The 17,401-nt window shown below is 44.1% G+C and carries 17 protein-coding genes and 2 riboswitches; of the genes, 3 read left to right on the top strand and 14 right to left on the bottom strand.

What is annotated here, in order from left to right; genetic code table 11:
• Nucleotides 1-5: 5 nt before the first annotated feature.
• Both CE058_RS09450 and CE058_RS09445 read left to right on the top strand, forming a co-directional pair.
• Nucleotides 6-737 carry a GntR family transcriptional regulator gene (locus CE058_RS09450; RefSeq protein WP_048009334.1) on the top strand — a complete coding sequence of 244 codons (732 nt, stop codon included), beginning with the start codon at nucleotides 6-8 and terminating at the stop codon, nucleotides 735-737.
• A 107-nt stretch (nucleotides 738-844) separates the two neighbouring features.
• Nucleotides 845-1,510, top strand: a complete 666-nt coding sequence (locus CE058_RS09445) for an N-acetylmuramoyl-L-alanine amidase (RefSeq protein WP_163142212.1) — start codon at nucleotides 845-847, stop codon at nucleotides 1,508-1,510.
• A gap of 39 nt (nucleotides 1,511-1,549) precedes the next feature.
• Here the strand turns inward: CE058_RS09445 and CE058_RS09440 are convergent, their stop codons facing one another.
• The 9 genes from CE058_RS09440 to CE058_RS09400 form a co-directional block, all read right to left on the bottom strand.
• Nucleotides 1,550-1,909: a phage holin family protein gene (locus CE058_RS09440; protein WP_048009336.1), complete on the bottom strand. Its 360-nt coding sequence runs from the start codon at nucleotides 1,907-1,909 to the stop codon at nucleotides 1,550-1,552.
• 3 nt (nucleotides 1,910-1,912) lie between these two features.
• Nucleotides 1,913-2,107 carry a PspC domain-containing protein gene (locus tag CE058_RS09435; protein ID WP_048009337.1) on the bottom strand — a complete coding sequence of 65 codons (195 nt, stop codon included), beginning with the start codon at nucleotides 2,105-2,107 and terminating at the stop codon, nucleotides 1,913-1,915.
• A gap of 206 nt (nucleotides 2,108-2,313) precedes the next feature.
• The gene (locus tag CE058_RS09430; RefSeq protein ID WP_048009338.1) at nucleotides 2,314-3,423 is read right to left on the bottom strand and encodes a DUF4097 family beta strand repeat-containing protein; all 1,110 of its coding nucleotides are present in this window, start codon (nucleotides 3,421-3,423) and stop codon (nucleotides 2,314-2,316) included.
• A 23-nt stretch (nucleotides 3,424-3,446) separates the two neighbouring features.
• The gene (locus CE058_RS09425; RefSeq protein WP_163142209.1) at nucleotides 3,447-3,761 is read right to left on the bottom strand and encodes a magnetosome magnetite crystal formation protein family; all 315 of its coding nucleotides are present in this window, start codon (nucleotides 3,759-3,761) and stop codon (nucleotides 3,447-3,449) included.
• A 360-nt stretch (nucleotides 3,762-4,121) separates the two neighbouring features.
• On the bottom strand, nucleotides 4,122-4,466 hold the full coding sequence (locus CE058_RS09420; protein ID WP_035329260.1) for a hypothetical protein: 345 nt from the start codon (nucleotides 4,464-4,466) through the stop codon (nucleotides 4,122-4,124).
• A gap of 415 nt (nucleotides 4,467-4,881) precedes the next feature.
• Nucleotides 4,882-5,595 carry a DUF459 domain-containing protein gene (locus CE058_RS09415; protein WP_286167958.1) on the bottom strand — a complete coding sequence of 238 codons (714 nt, stop codon included), beginning with the start codon at nucleotides 5,593-5,595 and terminating at the stop codon, nucleotides 4,882-4,884.
• A 285-nt stretch (nucleotides 5,596-5,880) separates the two neighbouring features.
• Nucleotides 5,881-8,757, bottom strand: coding sequence for an excinuclease ABC subunit UvrA (gene uvrA, locus CE058_RS09410; RefSeq protein ID WP_048009340.1), 2,877 nt, complete (start codon nucleotides 8,755-8,757; stop codon nucleotides 5,881-5,883).
• Nucleotides 8,758-8,764: 7 nt separating this feature from the next.
• Nucleotides 8,765-10,744: an excinuclease ABC subunit UvrB gene (gene uvrB, locus CE058_RS09405; protein ID WP_048009341.1), complete on the bottom strand. Its 1,980-nt coding sequence runs from the start codon at nucleotides 10,742-10,744 to the stop codon at nucleotides 8,765-8,767.
• A gap of 393 nt (nucleotides 10,745-11,137) precedes the next feature.
• The gene (locus tag CE058_RS09400; RefSeq protein ID WP_048009342.1) at nucleotides 11,138-11,374 is read right to left on the bottom strand and encodes a DUF2198 family protein; all 237 of its coding nucleotides are present in this window, start codon (nucleotides 11,372-11,374) and stop codon (nucleotides 11,138-11,140) included.
• Nucleotides 11,375-11,523: 149 nt separating this feature from the next.
• On the opposite strand from CE058_RS09400, the gene CE058_RS09395 reads away from it, so the two are divergent.
• Entirely contained in the window at nucleotides 11,524-11,799 is a 276-nt protein-coding gene (locus CE058_RS09395) for an alpha/beta-type small acid-soluble spore protein (protein WP_048009343.1), read from the top strand.
• A 155-nt stretch (nucleotides 11,800-11,954) separates the two neighbouring features.
• Here the strand turns inward: CE058_RS09395 and CE058_RS09390 are convergent, their stop codons facing one another.
• From CE058_RS09390 to CE058_RS09370, 5 genes are all read right to left on the bottom strand, one after another.
• The gene (locus CE058_RS09390; protein ID WP_163142206.1) at nucleotides 11,955-13,163 is read right to left on the bottom strand and encodes a M20 family metallopeptidase; all 1,209 of its coding nucleotides are present in this window, start codon (nucleotides 13,161-13,163) and stop codon (nucleotides 11,955-11,957) included.
• 173 nt (nucleotides 13,164-13,336) lie between these two features.
• A complete protein-coding gene (locus CE058_RS09385) occupies nucleotides 13,337-14,164 on the bottom strand; it encodes a MetQ/NlpA family ABC transporter substrate-binding protein (RefSeq protein ID WP_048009805.1) in 828 nt (275 codons plus the stop codon).
• 17 nt (nucleotides 14,165-14,181) lie between these two features.
• Complete coding sequence (locus CE058_RS09380; protein WP_035329251.1) at nucleotides 14,182-14,832, bottom strand: methionine ABC transporter permease; 651 nt, start codon at nucleotides 14,830-14,832, stop codon at nucleotides 14,182-14,184.
• Entirely contained in the window at nucleotides 14,822-15,853 is a 1,032-nt protein-coding gene (locus CE058_RS09375; protein WP_163142203.1) for a methionine ABC transporter ATP-binding protein, read from the bottom strand. Before CE058_RS09375 ends, CE058_RS09380 begins: the two co-directional genes overlap by 11 nt.
• Nucleotides 15,854-16,008: 155 nt before the next feature.
• A riboswitch (SAM riboswitch) is annotated at nucleotides 16,009-16,110 on the bottom strand.
• 100 nt (nucleotides 16,111-16,210) lie between these two features.
• Nucleotides 16,211-16,309: riboswitch (SAM riboswitch) on the bottom strand.
• A 72-nt stretch (nucleotides 16,310-16,381) separates the two neighbouring features.
• Nucleotides 16,382-17,296, bottom strand: a complete 915-nt coding sequence (locus CE058_RS09370; RefSeq protein ID WP_163142200.1) for a DMT family transporter — start codon at nucleotides 17,294-17,296, stop codon at nucleotides 16,382-16,384.
• Nucleotides 17,297-17,401: the final 105 nt, after the last annotated feature.

Genomic DNA, 17,401 nt, shown 5'->3' with positions numbered 1-17,401 from the left:
TTTCCATGATCGATAAGCAATCACCCATCCCGATATATCACCAATTGGAAGAGTATATTAAACAATTAATAGAAAACGGCAAGTTAAAGCCTGATGAAGCCATTCCTTCTGAGCGCGAGTATTCGGAGCAATATCAGATTAGCCGAATGACAGTCAGACAGGCATTAAATAACCTTGTCAACGATGGCTATTTATACAGGCAAAAAGGACGCGGAACTTTTGTCAACAAGCAGAAGGTCGAACAAAAGCTTCAGGGATTAACCAGCTTTACGGAAGATATGAAAGAGCGCGGCATGGTGCCGAGCAGCCGCCTAATATCCTTTGAAATCATTCCGGCCGAGCCTCAGCTGGCGAGAAAGCTTGATATAAAAGAAAACACACCGGTATATGAAATCAAACGGGTACGGATGGCTGATAGCCTGCCAATGGCGCTGGAAACCACCTACTTGCCTGCCAATCTCGTTAAAGGGCTTACGGAAGAAATCATCAACAAGTCACTTTATCAGCATATCGAAGAAAAATTATCCCTTACCATCAGGGAAGCCACCCAGCAGATTGAAGCCTCAATCGCTAAGGAAACGGAGGTAAACCACCTGCAGGTAGACCCTGGATCACCTGTACTCCTTATCGCCCGCACTTCCTTTTTAGAGGACGGCACACCTTTTGAGCTTGTAAAATCAGCATACCGTGCAGACCGCTACAAATTTGTTCATACGATGCAGCGCGCTCCAAAATAGGAGAAAGCCCTTAGGGTTTTCTCCTAATTTTCATTTTGCCATGTCCTTTTGGAAGGTTTGTCCATATTATATAGATGAAGATATTTTTATCAGAAAGGAGCGATCAGATGAAGATCATATTGGATGCCGGACATGGATATAGCACCCCTGGCAAACGTGGCCCTGATGGAATGAGAGAATATGAATTCAACCGTGCAGTCGCCAGCCTTGCAAAGGAAATGCTGGGAAAGTATCAGAATACAGAGGTTTTCTTTGCCCACTCCGATGAACGGGACGTGCCGCTTGCCGAAAGAACCTCCCTGGCAAATACTCAAAACGCTGACTGCTATGTGTCCATCCATGCCAATGCGTACGGAACAGGCGAATGGAACAGCGCAGGCGGAATTGAAACATATGTCTACCCTTCCAAGCCTAGAGAAGCATTGGCATTAGCCCAAAAGATCCAGCGAAACTTAATCAGTTCTACAGGCTTGCGGGACCGGGGAGTTAAAACAGCTGATTTCCATGTGCTGCGTGAGACAAAGATGACTGCAGTTCTTGTGGAATGCGGGTTTATGACCAATAAAGAGGAAGCCTCCCTTCTCCGGACCCCCATTTACCGAAAACGATGTGCACAGGCTATTGCAAAAGCAATTGCCGAACAATACGGCTTAAGAAAGCATGATAGAATCAAACAATACAAAGTTCAAATTGCCTTTTCCGAAAAGCAGCTTGCAGAGAAGCTTGCCGGAAATCTGCAGAAGGATGGCTTTAATGCCACGATTATTGAATAGGAAAAAGCCAGCATTATGGATGCTGGCTTTTTAACGCATTTATTTTTCCCTCGCCGGTTCCAGGATTGCTTTTTGAATGATCAGGTTAACGATAGACATAATCACCGATACCAGAATCGCTGTGCCAAACCCGGCAATTTCAAAAGAATCACCCATAAATCCATCCGTTATCATAAGCGTGACAGCATTGATGACGAACAGGAACAAACCGAGCGTTAAAACAGTTACGGGAAGAGTTAAAATAATCAGGATTGGCTTCACAAGAATGTTCAGGATAGAAAGCATGAAGCTGGCACCAACGGCAGCCCCAAATCCCGACAAGTAAAACGAATCCTTGAAAAAACCTGCGATCGCTACAAACAGGACCGCATTTATCAAGATTCCCAGGATCCATCTCATGTCCTACAGCCCCTCTTCATTAGGAAGCACAAACACAAGCAGGGCATAAACGAGTGTCATCGGAAAAACGCCAGTTGTAAATAATAAAACAATGAAAATCACCCTGAGTATGGTAGCGTCTATTCCGATCGATTTTGATAAGCCGCCCAATACTCCCGCTAATTTCCGGTTGCTGCGGGAGCGAATTAATTTGTTCATTAAAAATCCCTCCTATCAAGAAAAGCGGAAGGCGCCCGCTTATCGGCGACAAGCATAAGACAAGCCGGCTGAAAGGTTGTTCTTTAACCTTTTGGCCGGATTGGCTTATGACCTCGAGCCGATGGCGCCTGGAGCTAGACAGTAATCCAGCTTCAGAAATGATACATTCTATCAAGAAAAGCGGAAGGCGCCCTTTCCACCCCATTTTACCAGGCAGTTGACCGCTTGATTGTGATGGCACCTGTCTTTGAGTCAGCCCGCAGCTTAAGTCCGCTGCCGCTTTCTTTTACAGATTTAAAACGCATCATTTTCTGAATCACTTCGCTCTTTTCTTCTATTACTTCAATACCCTCAATGTCAGGATGGAAACTGCCCAGATTGGTGCGAAGCTCTCCGCTGACAGCAGCGAAATCCGGAACAAACAGATCGATGCTGCCCGTCGCTGCCTTCGCTTCAATCCATTCGCAGCGCTCATTTTCTGCCCTGCACGTTACATTTCCATTAAAGGATTGCAGTTCAGCTTTTTTGAAGTCTCCATCAGCCAGAATGGCGCCATTTAATGTTTCGGCTTCCACATGATCGATGCGGCTTTTTTGAATGGTAATCTGCCCATTGGCTGTCTCAGCCTCCACATTACGGCTGTTCAAATCACTAACCGTTATTTTTCCATTAGCCGTTTTCGCTTTAAAGTTTTCCACTGATAAGTTTTGGCTTTCAATCGGCCCATTAAACATGCGGATTTTCACATTTTCATATTCAGACTTTGGAATATAGATGACTGCTTCAAGCTTCATCCACTTCTGCTGAGTGGAAAACCTCAGCCTTTGCCCTTCAATGGCAAAAATAACATCCTTCAGGAAATTTCTGCGTGCTTCATCCTGATTATCCACACGATAGACCTTGGCCTTGCATTCAACACGCACATCACTTTGCTCCCACGGAATTACCTTAACTGTTCCATTGGCAACATCAATGTCCAGATCTTTTAAGTATGCGTCTGCATGCTGAAATATATGAGAGATTTCAACACTTTTCCCAAAATTAAAATCAAGATCCAGATCCTTCACTTTCTTAAATGCTGAATCTACAAAATCAATGATTTTCTCCTTGGCACTTTGATGCTTTGAGCTATATGGCTCACCTTTTTTAGCTTCTTCAAACTTTACTTCAGCAGATAGCTCCTTAATTAAGTCCTCCTGCTTCTGTTCCATCGTCTGATTTGTTTGCTCAAGCTGTTCCAGCAGAGTTAAAGCTTCATCAACTGTAAGCTTTCCATCCTCGACCATTTTCAAAATACGTTTACGTTCCTCTTTCATTTTCTGGCCCTCCTCTATTAGTTCTATTCCTGTATCAGGACTTTTACCCCTTTAATGATATTCCATATAAATACAATTAATAGCAGAATGATTGTGATGCCGACAGCTGCAAGAAAAAATACCGGAATTTCCTGATCATATACTGTAAACTGAGTTACCGCTGCAAAAACAATGAATGGAACAGGAACCAGCGGGATCAAATGTGATAAGAATGCACTCTTTGCATGCCGCTTCACTTCCCTGTCTTCTGAAGCAAAAAATACAATAAGCGGAAAAATAAATCCTGCGAACATAATGCTAAAATAACTTAAAGCAGATAGAACCTTTCTTGTTTCCAATGTTCTCAGCTCCTTTATCTGTGTAATACGGAACTGGCGCGGTAAAAGTTTCAGCTTCCTCTTCATTATAGAAAATCAACGGAGCATTTTCCTCCATATTCTTAAAAATACATCTGCAGGCTGATGGGCTCCATGGCCTCAAGTCTCATAGCCTTTTCTATAAGAAAAGCGCAAGCGCCTTGTCCACCCCCGACAAGCACAAGACGAGCCTCCCGGAAAGGCGTTCTTTGCCTTTTTGGGAGGATTGGCTTGTGACCTCGAGGGGGTAGGCGCTGGAGCTAGACAGTTATCAAAGTTCAAAAATTATATACTTTCTTATCTTTTAAAAAAACCGCCTTTTATTCAAAGACGGTTTTTTGGCTATTTATAGGCAGCTGCCAGGTCGGTGCGCGGCGCTTCCTTCTTTTTCACTTCGTCGATCTTATTGACAAACATCTGGAAAACCTTTCGTTTTTCATCTAGATCACGTATGTACTCTTTCAATTCGTTATACTTCTCTTCAAAAGGCTTATGATACATTTCACGGATATTATCAATGATCTCTTCGTTCACAGTAGATTGGATAACCTGCTTTGTAATCCCGTATTTGTAGGAATATACTTTCAGCTCTTTTTTTACATCCTCGTATTCATTATTAATCTGGTCCAAAACTTCAGAAATATCTTCTTTCCATTCTTCCAGTGACTTCGCTAAATAATCCTCCATAATGACCTCCCCTTCTGTTTCCAGACAATAGTTTCCCTTATATAGGAGTATAACGCTGCTTGGTTACACAGATTTTGCTGGAACATTACATTGTGTTATCAATTAAAAGGAGGAGATATTGCCTGTTGATGTGGGAGTGTTGATTTCCGCTGCAGGCACTCAGCAAACCCGCGGGGCAGGCGGTGAGCCTCCTCGACGCTCTGCGTCTGCGGGGTCTCACCTGTCCCGCTACTCCCGCAGGACTTTGAATAAGCATCCACGAATAATCACCGCACGAAGGAAATGCGGCAGCATTTTCGAGGATCTCGCACCTTCCGCTCCAATCAACACACAAAAATATCATATTAGCGTTTTCACAGCATATAAGAAAACAAAGTCTACGCAGAAGCAATTTTTATAAGACATAACCAAGAACTTAAAATGAGTAATTATCTATAATTTTTTCAGCAATCAGCTCATAACCCTTTCCGTTTGGATGAAGGGAATCAGCGAAGTATTGTTTTTTGTTTTTTCCCTTGAACAGTTCATTGGTGGAAATGTAGGTGATATGTTTATCTTCTGCCGCTTTTTTTCTGATGGATTTGTTCCAATGGTCAATATACTTTTCAATCCGGTCGCCGTCAGGATAAGGATTGTATAGTCCAATCAGGATAACAGGTGCATCACTGTTGGCAGTTTCGAGTGTTTCCAGGATACCATTCAGTTTATCTTCATATATGTCCTTAGCTTCAACAAGATTTTCGTGATGGAGCGGATACAGATCACCGCCATTGCTTTTCAGCAAATCGTTTGTGCCAATATATACAATGAACATATCTGCATTTTTGATATCCTCTGCCACTTTCGGTTTGAGCATTTGCTGAAGGACATCAGAAGATTTATAGCCATACACTCCATGATTTGTTATGCGGTAATTCTTATCCTGATATTCCTTATCCAGCTTGCTCTGCAGCCTCCCAATATAGCCCGCTTCTGTTTCATCTCCATATCCAAAGGTAAGTGAATCCCCAAAAGCAACAATCATTTGGCTGCTTTCCGTTTTTTTCTCATCTCCAAGGAATGTGATGGAAAGATAGATGCCGATCCCTAACAGGATAATGCCTGCTAAAAGGTAAATTTTATTTTTCATAGTGTAAGTTCCTTTCTTGGTTGAGATAATTAAGGGCTGCTGCAGACGCATGTTCTTTACCCCGCATCCCAGTTGTTTAATCTCATTTCCAAAAGAAAAGCGCAAGCGCCTTGCCCACCCCCGACACCTCGAGGGGGTAGGCGCTCCTCCTAAAAGCTAACGCTTTTAGTCGTGCGATGATGATGCTGTCGAAGCGTTCCTTGTGGAGCTAGACAGTACTCAAAGTTAAAATTATACTTCCTTATTATTAAAAGAAGCAGTACCAAAAAGGTACTGCTCCTGTAACTAAGCGTTTGTCACGCCCTCTTTTTCTTTTATTTGCTGTTTCATTCTCTGACGGTCTCTTTCCAAAATCGGCTTAAGATATTTGCCTGTATAGGATTCCGGAACTTCCGCAATTTTTTCCGGCGTACCTGCGGCTAAAATGGTGCCGCCCTTATCTCCACCCTCAGGCCCAAGGTCGACGATATAATCAGCGGCCTTGATGACATCGAGATTATGCTCGATAACCAGTACGGTATCTCCATTTTCAACCAGACGCTGAAGGACCACTAGCAGTCTTGAGATATCATCCACATGAAGACCTGTTGTCGGTTCATCAAGAATATATAGGGAGCGGCCCGTTGAACGGCGGTGCAATTCAGAAGCAAGCTTAACACGCTGCGCTTCACCGCCGGACAAAGTTGTCGCAGGCTGCCCCAATGTAATGTATCCCAGGCCAACATCATATATCGTCTGCAGTTTGCGGCGGATCTTAGGAATATTTTCGAAAAACTCCAGTGCATCTTCCACTGTCATATCGAGAATCTCCGAAATATTCTTCCCTTTGTATTTAACTTCAAGTGTTTCCCTGTTATAGCGCTTGCCATGACAAACTTCACATGGCACATACACATCAGGCAGGAAGTGCATTTCAATCTTAATGATTCCGTCTCCGCGGCATGCTTCACATCGTCCACCTTTTACATTGAAGCTGAATCGCCCCTTTTTATAGCCCCGAACTTTTGCTTCATTGGTTGAAGCAAATACATCGCGAATATCATCAAACACTCCTGTATAGGTTGCCGGATTGGAACGGGGTGTCCGCCCGATTGGAGACTGGTCAATATCAATGACTTTATCCAGGTGATCAATACCTTTTATCTCCTTATGCTCACCCGGCTTAGCTTTGGCTCTATGAAGCTTCTGGGCAAGCCCTTTATGAAGAATTTCATTGATTAACGTACTTTTTCCTGAACCGGAAACACCCGTAACAGAAATAAAGGTGCCGAGCGGGAACTTAACATTCACATTTTTAAGATTGTTTTCTTTAGCCCCTTTAATTTCGATAAAGCGTCCGTCGTTCTTGCGGCGCTCAATTGGAAGCGGAATGAACTTCTTGCCTGACAGATATTGCCCTGTGAGGGAGTTTGGATCGTCCATTACCTCCTGAGGCGTACCCGCTGAGACGATCTGTCCTCCATGAACTCCCGCTCCCGGGCCCACATCAATTAAATAGTCGGCTGCCACCATTGTATCTTCATCGTGTTCCACCACGATCAGGGTGTTGCCGATATCACGCATATTTTTGAGCGTATCAATCAACCGGTCATTATCACGCTGATGGAGACCAATGGAAGGCTCGTCCAGAATGTAGAGTACACCCGTCAGGCGCGAGCCGATTTGTGTAGCCAGGCGAATACGCTGGGCTTCACCGCCTGATAAAGTTCCCGCTGCCCTGCTTAATGTCAGGTAATCAAGCCCGACATTGATGAGGAACCCAAGCCTTTCCTTAATCTCACGGAAAATAAGATTGGCAATCTTCATTTCTTTTTCAGACAGTGTAAGATTCTCAAAGAAGCTGAATGCTTCCTCAATCGAATATTCTGTTACATGGCCAATATGCTTTCCGGATACAAGGACCGCAAGTGTTTCCGGCTTCAGGCGGTAGCCTTTGCAGGTAGGACATGGATGCTGGGCCATGTATTTCTCCATTTGCTCCCGGATATAATCAGAGCTTGTTTCTTTATAGCGGCGCTCCACATTGCGGATGACACCTTCAAAACGAATATAATTCTCCCTTACCTGGCCAAAGTCGTTTTCATATCGGAAATAGATACTGTCCTTGGCTGATCCGTATAAAACCTTCTCAAGCAAGTGTTCAGGGATATCCTTAACCGGCACATCCATATCAATCCCATAATGATTGCAGACGGCCTCAAGCAGCTGAGGATAATATTGAGAGCTTGTCGGTTCCCATGGCGCAATGGCATTCTGTTTTAATGAAAGATCCTTATTGGGTATTACCAGATCAACATCAACCTCAAGCTTAGAGCCCAATCCATCACATTCCGAACAGGCACCAAATGGACTATTAAATGAGAACATTCTTGGTTCAAGCTCACCGATTGAAAACCCGCATTGGGGGCAGGCATGGTTCTCGCTGAACAGCAGTTCTTCTTCCCCAATGACGTCCACAAGCACCTTGCCATTGCCCAGATTCAAAGCAGTTTCCAATGAATCTGCAAGCCTTGGGGCTACGCCTTCTTTTACGACAATGCGGTCGATTACTACTTCTATTGAATGCTTTTTGTTTTTTTCCAGCTCAATCTCTTCACCGAGATCCATCATTTCTCCGTCGACACGGACACGGACGAATCCCTGCTTTTTCACATCCTCGAACACTTTTACATGTGTCCCTTTTCGGCCGGAAACAAGGGGAGCCATAACCTGGAGCTTTGTTCTCTCAGGGTATTCCATAATCCGGTCAACCATTTGTTCTATGGTCTGTGAAGAGATTTCGATATTGTGAATCGGACAGGTGGGACGCCCCACCCGTGCAAACAATAATCGCAGATAATCATAAATTTCTGTCACTGTTCCCACTGTGGAACGAGGATTTCGGCTTGTTGTCTTTTGGTCAATCGAGATTGCCGGAGACAGTCCTTCGATCGCATCCACATCAGGCTTATCCATCTGACCGAGGAATTGCCGTGCGTAAGCAGATAATGATTCCACATAGCGCCGCTGACCTTCTGCGTAAATTGTATCAAAGGCCAGAGAGGACTTTCCTGAACCTGAAAGTCCGGTCAGGACGACAAGCTTATCTCTTGGAATGGTGACATCTATATTTTTCAGATTATGGGCTCTGGCACCCTTTACAATCAGTTTATCCATCGCCATTTTTTCGTCATCCTTCCGCTTTCAGCTCTAATATTAAATCACGAAGCTCGGCAGCCCTTTCGAAATTGAGGGATTTTGCCGCTTCCTTCATTTCTTTTTCCATATCGCCGATCAGCTTCTCGCGCTCTTTCTTGTTCAGCTTGCCGAGCTTTGCTGACGGCTGGTATTCTTCCTGCTCTTCTGCCGCATGGGTTGCACGGATCGAATCGCGAATATCCTTCTGGATAGTCATTGGCGTGATGCCATGCTTCTCATTGTACTCCTCCTGAATGGAACGGCGGCGCTTTGTTTCACTGATGGCTTTTTCCATGCTGTCCGTAATCCGGTCTGCATACATGATGACATGGCCGTTTGCATTACGTGCTGCACGCCCAATCGTCTGGATGAGTGAACGTTCTGAACGGAGGAAGCCTTCTTTATCAGCGTCCAGTATGGTAACAAGGGATACTTCAGGAATATCCAGTCCCTCCCGCAGAAGGTTAATCCCGACCAGCACATCGTACTTGCCAAGACGAAGCTCCCGGATAATCTCAATCCGCTCAAGCGTTTTTACCTCAGAGTGCAGGTACTGGACTTTAATGCCGATTTCCTTTAAATAGTCTGTTAAATCCTCAGACATTTTCTTCGTTAAAGTGGTAACAAGAACACGTTCGTTTTTCTCAACACGATCCTGGATTTCGCCAATGAGATCATCAATTTGACCTTCGATTGGACGGACATCAATTGTAGGATCAAGCAGACCGGTTGGACGGATAATTTGCTCAATCATTTCAGGTGTATGCTCAAGCTCATAAGGGCCGGGTGTTGCCGAAACAAAAACAGCCTGCTTCACATGCTTTTCGAATTCGGTAAACGTAAGCGGCCTGTTATCCATCGCTGAAGGCAAACGGAAACCATGGTCCACAAGCACAGATTTTCTTGCCTGGTCACCATTGAACATACCGCGGATTTGCGGCAGAGTTACGTGCGATTCATCAATCACAATCAAAAAGTCTTCCGGAAAGTAATCCAGAAGGGTATACGGTGTTGAACCAGGAGGTCTTAACGTAAGATGACGGGAGTAGTTTTCGATTCCGGAACAAAAACCCATCTCCCTCATCATTTCAAGGTCATAGCGGGTCCGCTGCTCGAGGCGCTGTGCTTCAAGAAGCTTATCGTTTTCTCTTAATTCAGCAAGGCGCACTTCCAGCTCTTTTTCAATGTTCTGGATGGCGATCCGCATTTTTTCTTCACGCGTTACGAAGTGGGATGCCGGAAAAATCGCAACATGTTCACGTTCACCCATTATTTCACCTGTAAGGGCATCCACTTCACGGATCCGGTCTATCTCGTCTCCGAAAAATTCCACACGGATACAATGCTCATCCCGTGATGCCGGGAAAATCTCGACTACATCTCCGCGTACACGGAAGGTACCGCGCTGGAAGTCGATATCATTGCGCTCGTACTGGATGTCAACGAGCCTGTGAAGAAGCTGGTTCCTCTCAATCTCCATTCCGGTTCTGAGGGACAGCACCATTTCACGGTATTCTTCAGGTGAACCCAAACCATATATGCAGGAGACACTGGCAATAATAATGACATCATTCCGCTCAAACAGGGAGGAAGTCGCCGAGTGGCGAAGCTTATCTATTTCATCATTGATACTTGCATCTTTTTCAATAAAAGTATCTGTAGAAGGTACATACGCCTCAGGCTGATAGTAGTCATAATAGCTGACAAAATACTCAACCGCATTGTTTGGAAAAAAGTCCTTAAATTCACTGTATAGCTGTCCTGCGAGTGTTTTATTATGGGCAATAACAAGCGTTGGCTTGTTTACTTCTTTTATGACATTCGAAATCGTGAAGGTCTTACCCGTTCCTGTCGCACCCAGAAGTGTCTGGTGTTTCTTGCCGGAATTGATTCCCTTCACTATTTCTTTGATTGCCCCCGGCTGGTCGCCCTGTGGGGAATATTTTGAGACTAATTCAAATTGATCCTTCACCTAAAAGCCTCCCGTTCAAATTACTTTTATCTATTTATTAATCACAAACCAGCATTGAAATAATTTAAGATCCGGGATGCACCGCTGATTTGTCAGTTTTTTACTCAAAACTCATATCATCATTCTACCACAAAGAGCCTAAAACAAACCAATAATATGCGAACGGATATTCGTTTTTGTGTTTTTACCAAGAAAATATTGCTTGGGAAATATGCCGAATTATTGAGGGGATTGTCGAAGAAAGGTTAATCAAACGTTTGATTGATTGCCTTGAGTTTAATCAAACGTTTGATTGAACTTCATTATAAGCTTATATGACGTATGCCTAATTACAGTTTTAACTCATTAAATAAAAAACCTGTCGATAGGTTTGTTCGACAGGCTCTGCAAAATTTATTCCGCACTTGGCTTGATTTTCGGCTTCAATTTTTGGGCATACCAAAACCCGACAGTCAGTGAAAGTGCGTCTAAAACGATTAAGGCAAATGAATTGGTGTAGCCTTTATATACAGAAGCAGCAATAAGCCCCACCGTCAGCACCAGCCCGATCACACGATTATAGCTGACTCTCGTAAAAAACAATACCAGCAGTCCAGGAAGCAGAAGAGCTGACAAGTATTTTAATGCCATTTAAAACACCTTCTTTTGATTTTTCACAAAAATTCAAGGTTTCTACCATTAGAATAGCTTTTCACCGGAGGATGTACAAGTTTTTTCAGTGTTAATCCAAACGTTCTTTCACATAATAAGAAAAAGAACTTATTATGGAGGAATGCATCATGGCCAGAAGAAAAAGACGCCCGCTAGTACCGGAATCAAGAGGTGCATTGGACCAGCTGAAAAATCAGGTAATGGCAAACCAGGGATATCATGTTGACAGAGAAAATCCTGACGCAGTGAAATATGAAATTGCTGAGGAGGCAGGTGTGCCTTTGAAGCAAGGTTATAATGGCCGGCTTACATCCAAACAGGCAGGCACTGTTGGCGGAAAGATTGGCGGCAGCATGGTGAAGGAACTTATCCGGATGGCACAGGAACGGATGAAGGAACAGTAGGCAAATGTGAAATTCGGGAAAAGGATGTTGAAATTAGGGAAACGAACACTTGATTTGAGGAAAAGACTCAGCAAACTAGGGAAACAACCCTCAAATATGAGGAAAACACTCACAAAAAAGAGGAAAAGCTATCCGCAAAAGGATAGCTTTTGTTCTTATTCAGCAGCTTTTCGCTCTAGAAATTCCTGTTTAATGGATTTAAGCAGTTCCGGGTCCGTTACCAGCTTGAATGCTGTGAGAGCCAGCCCCTTTGCTCCTGTTATCAGCGCTTCATCACCTTTTGCAGATGCGGCGGCTTCCCGGAACGGAACTGTATGGGCAACAAGATCATCCGCACCAATTTTAATATAAGGGTGAATGGCTGGCACCACCTGGCTGATGTTGCCGGCATCCGTCGAACCGATTCCATCCCGGTCCCCTTCCACTACGATTTCTCCCAAGTCTTCAATCACTTCTTTAAACACCTGGTCATATGTCTTGTTTAACAGCAGGTTATCTACTTGGTTTTGAAAAGCAATCACATTCAGCTTGGCTCCTGTTGCCAGTGCGGCGCCTTCTGCGACAGCTTTAACCTTCCGTGTTACCTCATTTAAGCTTGTTCTGGCTGAAGCACGGATGAAGAATCTGGCTTTTGCATATTCAGGAATAATATTTGGTGCATCCCCTCCATGTGTAATAATTCCATGGATTCGCACATCATCCTTCAATTGCTGACGGAGAGCATTTATTCCGTTGAACAGCTGAATGACTGCATCGAGAGCATTGATTCCTTCCTCCGGTGAAGCTGCCGCATGAGCAGGTTTTCCGATAAACTCGAAGTCAAGTGGATCCACAGCAAGTGATGAACTGGTCAGGCGGGTATGGTTTGACGGATGAACCATAAGGGCAGCATCAATGCCTTCAAGCAATCCATGCTTCACAAAGCTTCCTTTTGCACTCCCATTTGGCCCGCCTTCTTCCGCCGGGGTCCCCAATACTACTGCTTCTCCTCCGATCTCTTCAATTACCTTGCTCAATGCAATGGCTGCTGCCACACTTGTCGTGCCGATAATATTGTGGCCGCATCCATGGCCCAGCCCGGGAAGGGCATCGTATTCTGCAAGGAAAGCAATGGACGGCCCCGGCTTAGCGGATTTTTTCCGGGCCAGGAAAGCTGTTTCATGACCGGCCACTGCCCGCTCTACATCAAATCCTTCCTGCTCAAGAATGCCTGAAAGCAAGCCCGAGGCAAAAAACTCCTCATTCCCTATTTCCGGGTTTGCATGGATCTGGTGGCTTGCGGAAAGGTAAAGTTCCTTGTTATCATCAACATTCTTCTTGATTACTTCTTTCAGTTCGGATAGTGCTTTTACAGGTGCCGTCATCATTGTTCCTCCTTTTATAAAGTGAAACTTCAATCAGTGGGGGTTTTCCTTATCCCCCACTGATTGTTAGTCGCGTTCTAGTGTCGCTAAGATCTCCGCTAGCGCTTCGATCAATCGACACTACGAACCCGATTGGTGGGGGTCTTACTGCCCGTTAGACTGCGATAAATTAATTACCAGCCAATATCACTTAATGGAATGAAAGTCGGGATCATGCTTCCGTCATATTCTTTCGTGATGAAATCAGCTACATCATCTTCCTGGTAAAGTTCTGCAATTCTCTTAAGCGTTTTGTTATCTTTGTCTTCTGTTCGGACAGCAATGATATTTACATACGGAGTAGCGGTTTCGCTTTCAATAAAAACTGAATCCTTAGTTGGGTTAAAGCCTGCATCTACAGCAATACCGTTATTGATGACTGAAGCAGAGACATCCGGAAGGGCACGCGGCGTCTGCGCTGATACCATTTCTACAAATTCAAGGTTTTTCGGATTTTCAACGATTTTATTCAAATCCAGGTTTCCGTCATAGTCCTCGGATAATTTGATCAATCCGGCTTCCTCCAGTAAAAGAAGCGCTCTTCCGCCATTAGAAGCATCATTTGGAATGGCGATTTTGCCGCCTTCCGGAATGTCTTCTACAGATTTTACTTTCTCAGAATAAAGACCCATTGGTGCTAAAACAGTTGTCGCAATCGGTGTAAGATCCATATTATGCTCTTTAATAAAAGTGTCGAAATAAGCGACTGTCTGGAATGCATTTACATCAAGATCACCTTCTGCAAGGGCAACGTTTGGCTGTACATAATCAGAAAATGTCACAACCTCAATTTCAATGCCTTCCTTTTCAGCCTTTTCGGCAATAAAGTCCCAGATGCGTGTATCTGATCCGCTGACGCCCAATTTAACCTTCTTTGTTTCTTCTCCGCCAGTTGTGCTTGAGCATGCCGCAGTGAATACAGCCAATGCTAAAATAATGAATGATAATAATAGTTTTTTCATGATGTGTTTCCTCCTAGTTATCTTCTTCTGATTTTTTTGGATAAGATATTTCCGAATGACTGCAGGCCTTGAACCATGACCACTAAGATTGCAACGGTAATCAGCATGACGGTTGTATCAAATCTCTGATAACCATATGTAATGGCAAGGTCACCAAGGCCGCCCCCTCCGACTGCCCCGGCCATGGCTGATGCTCCGACCAGACCGATTGTCGCAATTGTGAAGCCTAATACCAGCGAACTGAGTGCTTCCGGAATCAGGAATTTAAGGATAATCTGTCCCGGTGTCGCTCCCATTGCTTCTGCCGCTTCAATGACTCCCGGATCAACCTCAAGCAATGAATTTTCTATTAATCTCGCAATATATGGTCCTGCATAAAAGACGAGCGGCACTACGGCTGCTGCAGTTCCAATCGATGTTCCGACAATCATTCTGGTGATTGGGATGATCGCTACCATTAAAATGATGAATGGGACTGATCTGAAAATATTAATAATGCTGTTTATGATGTTAAAAACAACGGTGTTTTCCAGCAGATGCCCTTTCCTTGTCACAACAAGCAAAATGCCAAGCGGCAGTCCGATAAGAGCTGAAAACAGCAAGGAGAATGCCACCATTTGGACCGTTTCGATTAAGGCTTCGATGATTTTTTCCTGGTTAACTAGCACGTGATGTCACTTCCTTTATTGAAACTTTTTCCTGGCTGATGTACTGAATAGCACGCCTGATTTCACTGTCCGGTCCCTGGAATTCGACAATCAGGTTGCCAAATGGTGTTCCCTGCAGTTCAGTAATATTTCCAAACAGGACGTTGAAATCGATATTAAACTTTTTGGCAACCTGCGAGAGCAGCGGCTGTCCGGCAGAGTTTCCGACAAAATTGATTCTGAATACCTTTTGAAGCCCCTGCTGTTTTTCAATTACTTTCTTAATGGAGTCAGGTATTTGATCATTCATAACCGTGCTGACAAAGTTTTTCGCTGTTGGGGTACTTGGTGAAGAAAAGACATTGAAGACGGTTCCTTCTTCAATAATTTTTCCTGCCTCTATGACAGCGACACGGTCACAGATCTCCCTGATTACAGACATTTCATGAGTAATGATCAGAATGGTAATGTTGTATTCTTTATTTATTTTTTTCAGCAGCTGCAGGATTGAGCTGGTGGTCTGAGGATCCAGAGCTGAAGTTGCTTCATCACATAATAGAATGGAAGGCTGAGTTGCCAGCGCCCTGGCGATTCCAATCCGCTGCTTTTGCCCGCCTGACAGCTGATCGGGATAACTGTTCGCCTTGTCGGCAAGCCCCACGAATTCTAATAGTTCATGGACACGCTTTTTGATTTCATCTTTAGGGATCTTAGCCAGTGTGAGCGGCATCGCCACATTGGCAAACACGGTTTTGGAGTTTAAAAGATTAAAATGCTGAAAGACCATCCCGATGTTTCGTTTCACTTCACGAATTTCTCTTACGGATAAAGCCGTCAGATCATGGCCACTTACAATGACCTTTCCTGAAGTCGGCTTCTCCAGCCAATTGACACAGCGGATCAAAGAACTCTTTCCCGCACCGCTGAAGCCGATCACACCGAAAATCTCACCCTTATTAATCTTTAAATCTATTCCATCCAGAGCAGCTACCTGCTGACCTCTGCTTTCATAGACCTTCTTTAAATTCTGAAACTCTATCATGCAGCATCTCTCCTTTGTTGGTGACAGGCACCTATAAACTTTGGTGAACTGGTAAAGGTTCCTATCATATTTATTATCTATTATTCCTATGCGAAAACTAAGAATTACACCCTGAAATTTACCCCTTCCGCCAGAAGAGGTTTTTTGAAATCCTCTCCTTATCTTCCAGGCTATTCGCCTGCTGGATTTGGCACAGTGCAGTCTGCCTGCTACCGAAGCTTCATTGGGCCAGGTCCCTCTGCTTCTCTCGATAAGAATTATTCATATGTTTATGAATAGAATCTTGATGTTGTATTCCGCATAAAACAAAAACCCTCTTCTAAAGAAAGAAGAGGGCAGCATTTATCAATGGTCCTCTCCTTATCTTTCAAGCAATGCTTGCTGGATTTGGCACGGTACACGCTGTCCGCTGCCGAGGTGTCATAGGGCCAGTCCCTCAACCTCTCTTGATAAGAAGATTTTTACTATGCGGTTGTTAATATGTTTATTACTTTACCACCTTAAAGAAAAGGATGTCAATCATATTTTTCAAATATTTTCACTTGATCCATTTCCATAAATTTCTGTAACTTCTTTAGAGCTATCTTTTCGGTGAATAATCACCACACCTGCTAGAGCGATCAACCCACCCACAATGGATAACATAGCCGGCACCTCCCCCAGCCAAACCCACGCAATAACAAACGCCATTACTGGAGTCAGATAAAGAGAGCTCACCGCTTCAGACGCCCCCCCTATCGATGCAAGAAAAGCCAGGGCAATATATGGAATTAACGTCGGAAAAATCCCCAAATAGAGGACACTTAAAGTGGATTCGGCCGAAGCATGAAAGATCTCATTTCCAAGCCCGGGAAGATAAACCAGCATAAAAGCAGTCCCTGCCCATACCGTATACGATGTAAATGACAAAAATCCGTATTTATTTAAATATTTAGTCTGAAACACGAAATAGATGCTTTCTGAAATGGAAGCAAGGAGGACGAATAAAATACCGGTTTGGATTTCAAACCCGCCTCCTGTACCAAGCGAAATTAGTGCGGCACCCGCAAAACTGACAGCGGAACCAGTCCACCTTACTCTTCCAAACCTTTCCCTTAAAAATAAAGCAGCCAAAGCAGCCGAAAAGATTGGAGTCATTGATACAATCAAGCTTGCCGGTCCGGCGCTTACTGTTTTTTCCCCCATATTCAGTGCTGTATGATAAACCGTAAAACCAAGGAACCCCAGCATAAAAATGGCAGGAAGGTCCCTTATTTCCTGAATGCGCATCTTCGTCACAAGTGCGAGGACACCAAGTGCAGCGGAGCCAATTAAAAGCCTGAAAAGGGCAAGGTGTTCCGGGGAGTATGATTCAAGCCCAGCCCGGATTCCCGGGAATGCGGATGCCCAGAGAATGATAATAGAACTATGCGCCCCGATAATCCTAAATTTTTTATTTGCCAACTTTATCCCCCTTATCAGCATTTCCCAGCCATTATTTGTGCTGCTTTTCAGGATAAACAATAACTGATACAATGTCCTCAACCAATTAGAAAAGAATTTTGCCAG

This window comes from Bacillus sp. 22-7 (genome assembly GCF_010628845.1).
In the GTDB taxonomy this organism is placed as follows: domain Bacteria; phylum Bacillota; class Bacilli; order Bacillales; family Cytobacillaceae; genus Cytobacillus; species Cytobacillus firmus_B.
The sequence above is the reverse complement of the archived record's forward strand: the minus strand, read 5'-3'. Positions and strand labels throughout refer to the sequence as shown.

Coding starts and splice junctions, on each gene's coding strand:
- CE058_RS09385 (WP_048009805.1), bottom strand. CDS start 14,164: ATGAAAAAACTATTATTATCATTCATTATTTTAGCATTGGCTGTATTC.
- CE058_RS09400 (WP_048009342.1), bottom strand. CDS start 11,374: ATGGCATTAAAATACTTGTCAGCTCTTCTGCTTCCTGGACTGCTGGTA.
- CE058_RS09430 (WP_048009338.1), bottom strand. CDS start 3,423: ATGAAAGAGGAACGTAAACGTATTTTGAAAATGGTCGAGGATGGAAAG.
- uvrA (WP_048009340.1), bottom strand. CDS start 8,757: ATGGCGATGGATAAACTGATTGTAAAGGGTGCCAGAGCCCATAATCTG.
- CE058_RS09390 (WP_163142206.1), bottom strand. CDS start 13,163: ATGACGGCACCTGTAAAAGCACTATCCGAACTGAAAGAAGTAATCAAG.
- CE058_RS09435 (WP_048009337.1), bottom strand. CDS start 2,107: ATGAACAAATTAATTCGCTCCCGCAGCAACCGGAAATTAGCGGGAGTA.
- CE058_RS09415 (WP_286167958.1), bottom strand. CDS start 5,595: ATGAAAAATAAAATTTACCTTTTAGCAGGCATTATCCTGTTAGGGATC.
- CE058_RS09445 (WP_163142212.1), top strand. CDS start 845: ATGAAGATCATATTGGATGCCGGACATGGATATAGCACCCCTGGCAAA.
- CE058_RS09450 (WP_048009334.1), top strand. CDS start 6: ATGATCGATAAGCAATCACCCATCCCGATATATCACCAATTGGAAGAG.
- CE058_RS09395 (WP_048009343.1), top strand. CDS start 11,524: ATGGCCAGAAGAAAAAGACGCCCGCTAGTACCGGAATCAAGAGGTGCA.
- CE058_RS09440 (WP_048009336.1), bottom strand. CDS start 1,909: ATGAGATGGATCCTGGGAATCTTGATAAATGCGGTCCTGTTTGTAGCG.
- CE058_RS09420 (WP_035329260.1), bottom strand. CDS start 4,466: ATGGAGGATTATTTAGCGAAGTCACTGGAAGAATGGAAAGAAGATATT.
- CE058_RS09375 (WP_163142203.1), bottom strand. CDS start 15,853: ATGATAGAGTTTCAGAATTTAAAGAAGGTCTATGAAAGCAGAGGTCAG.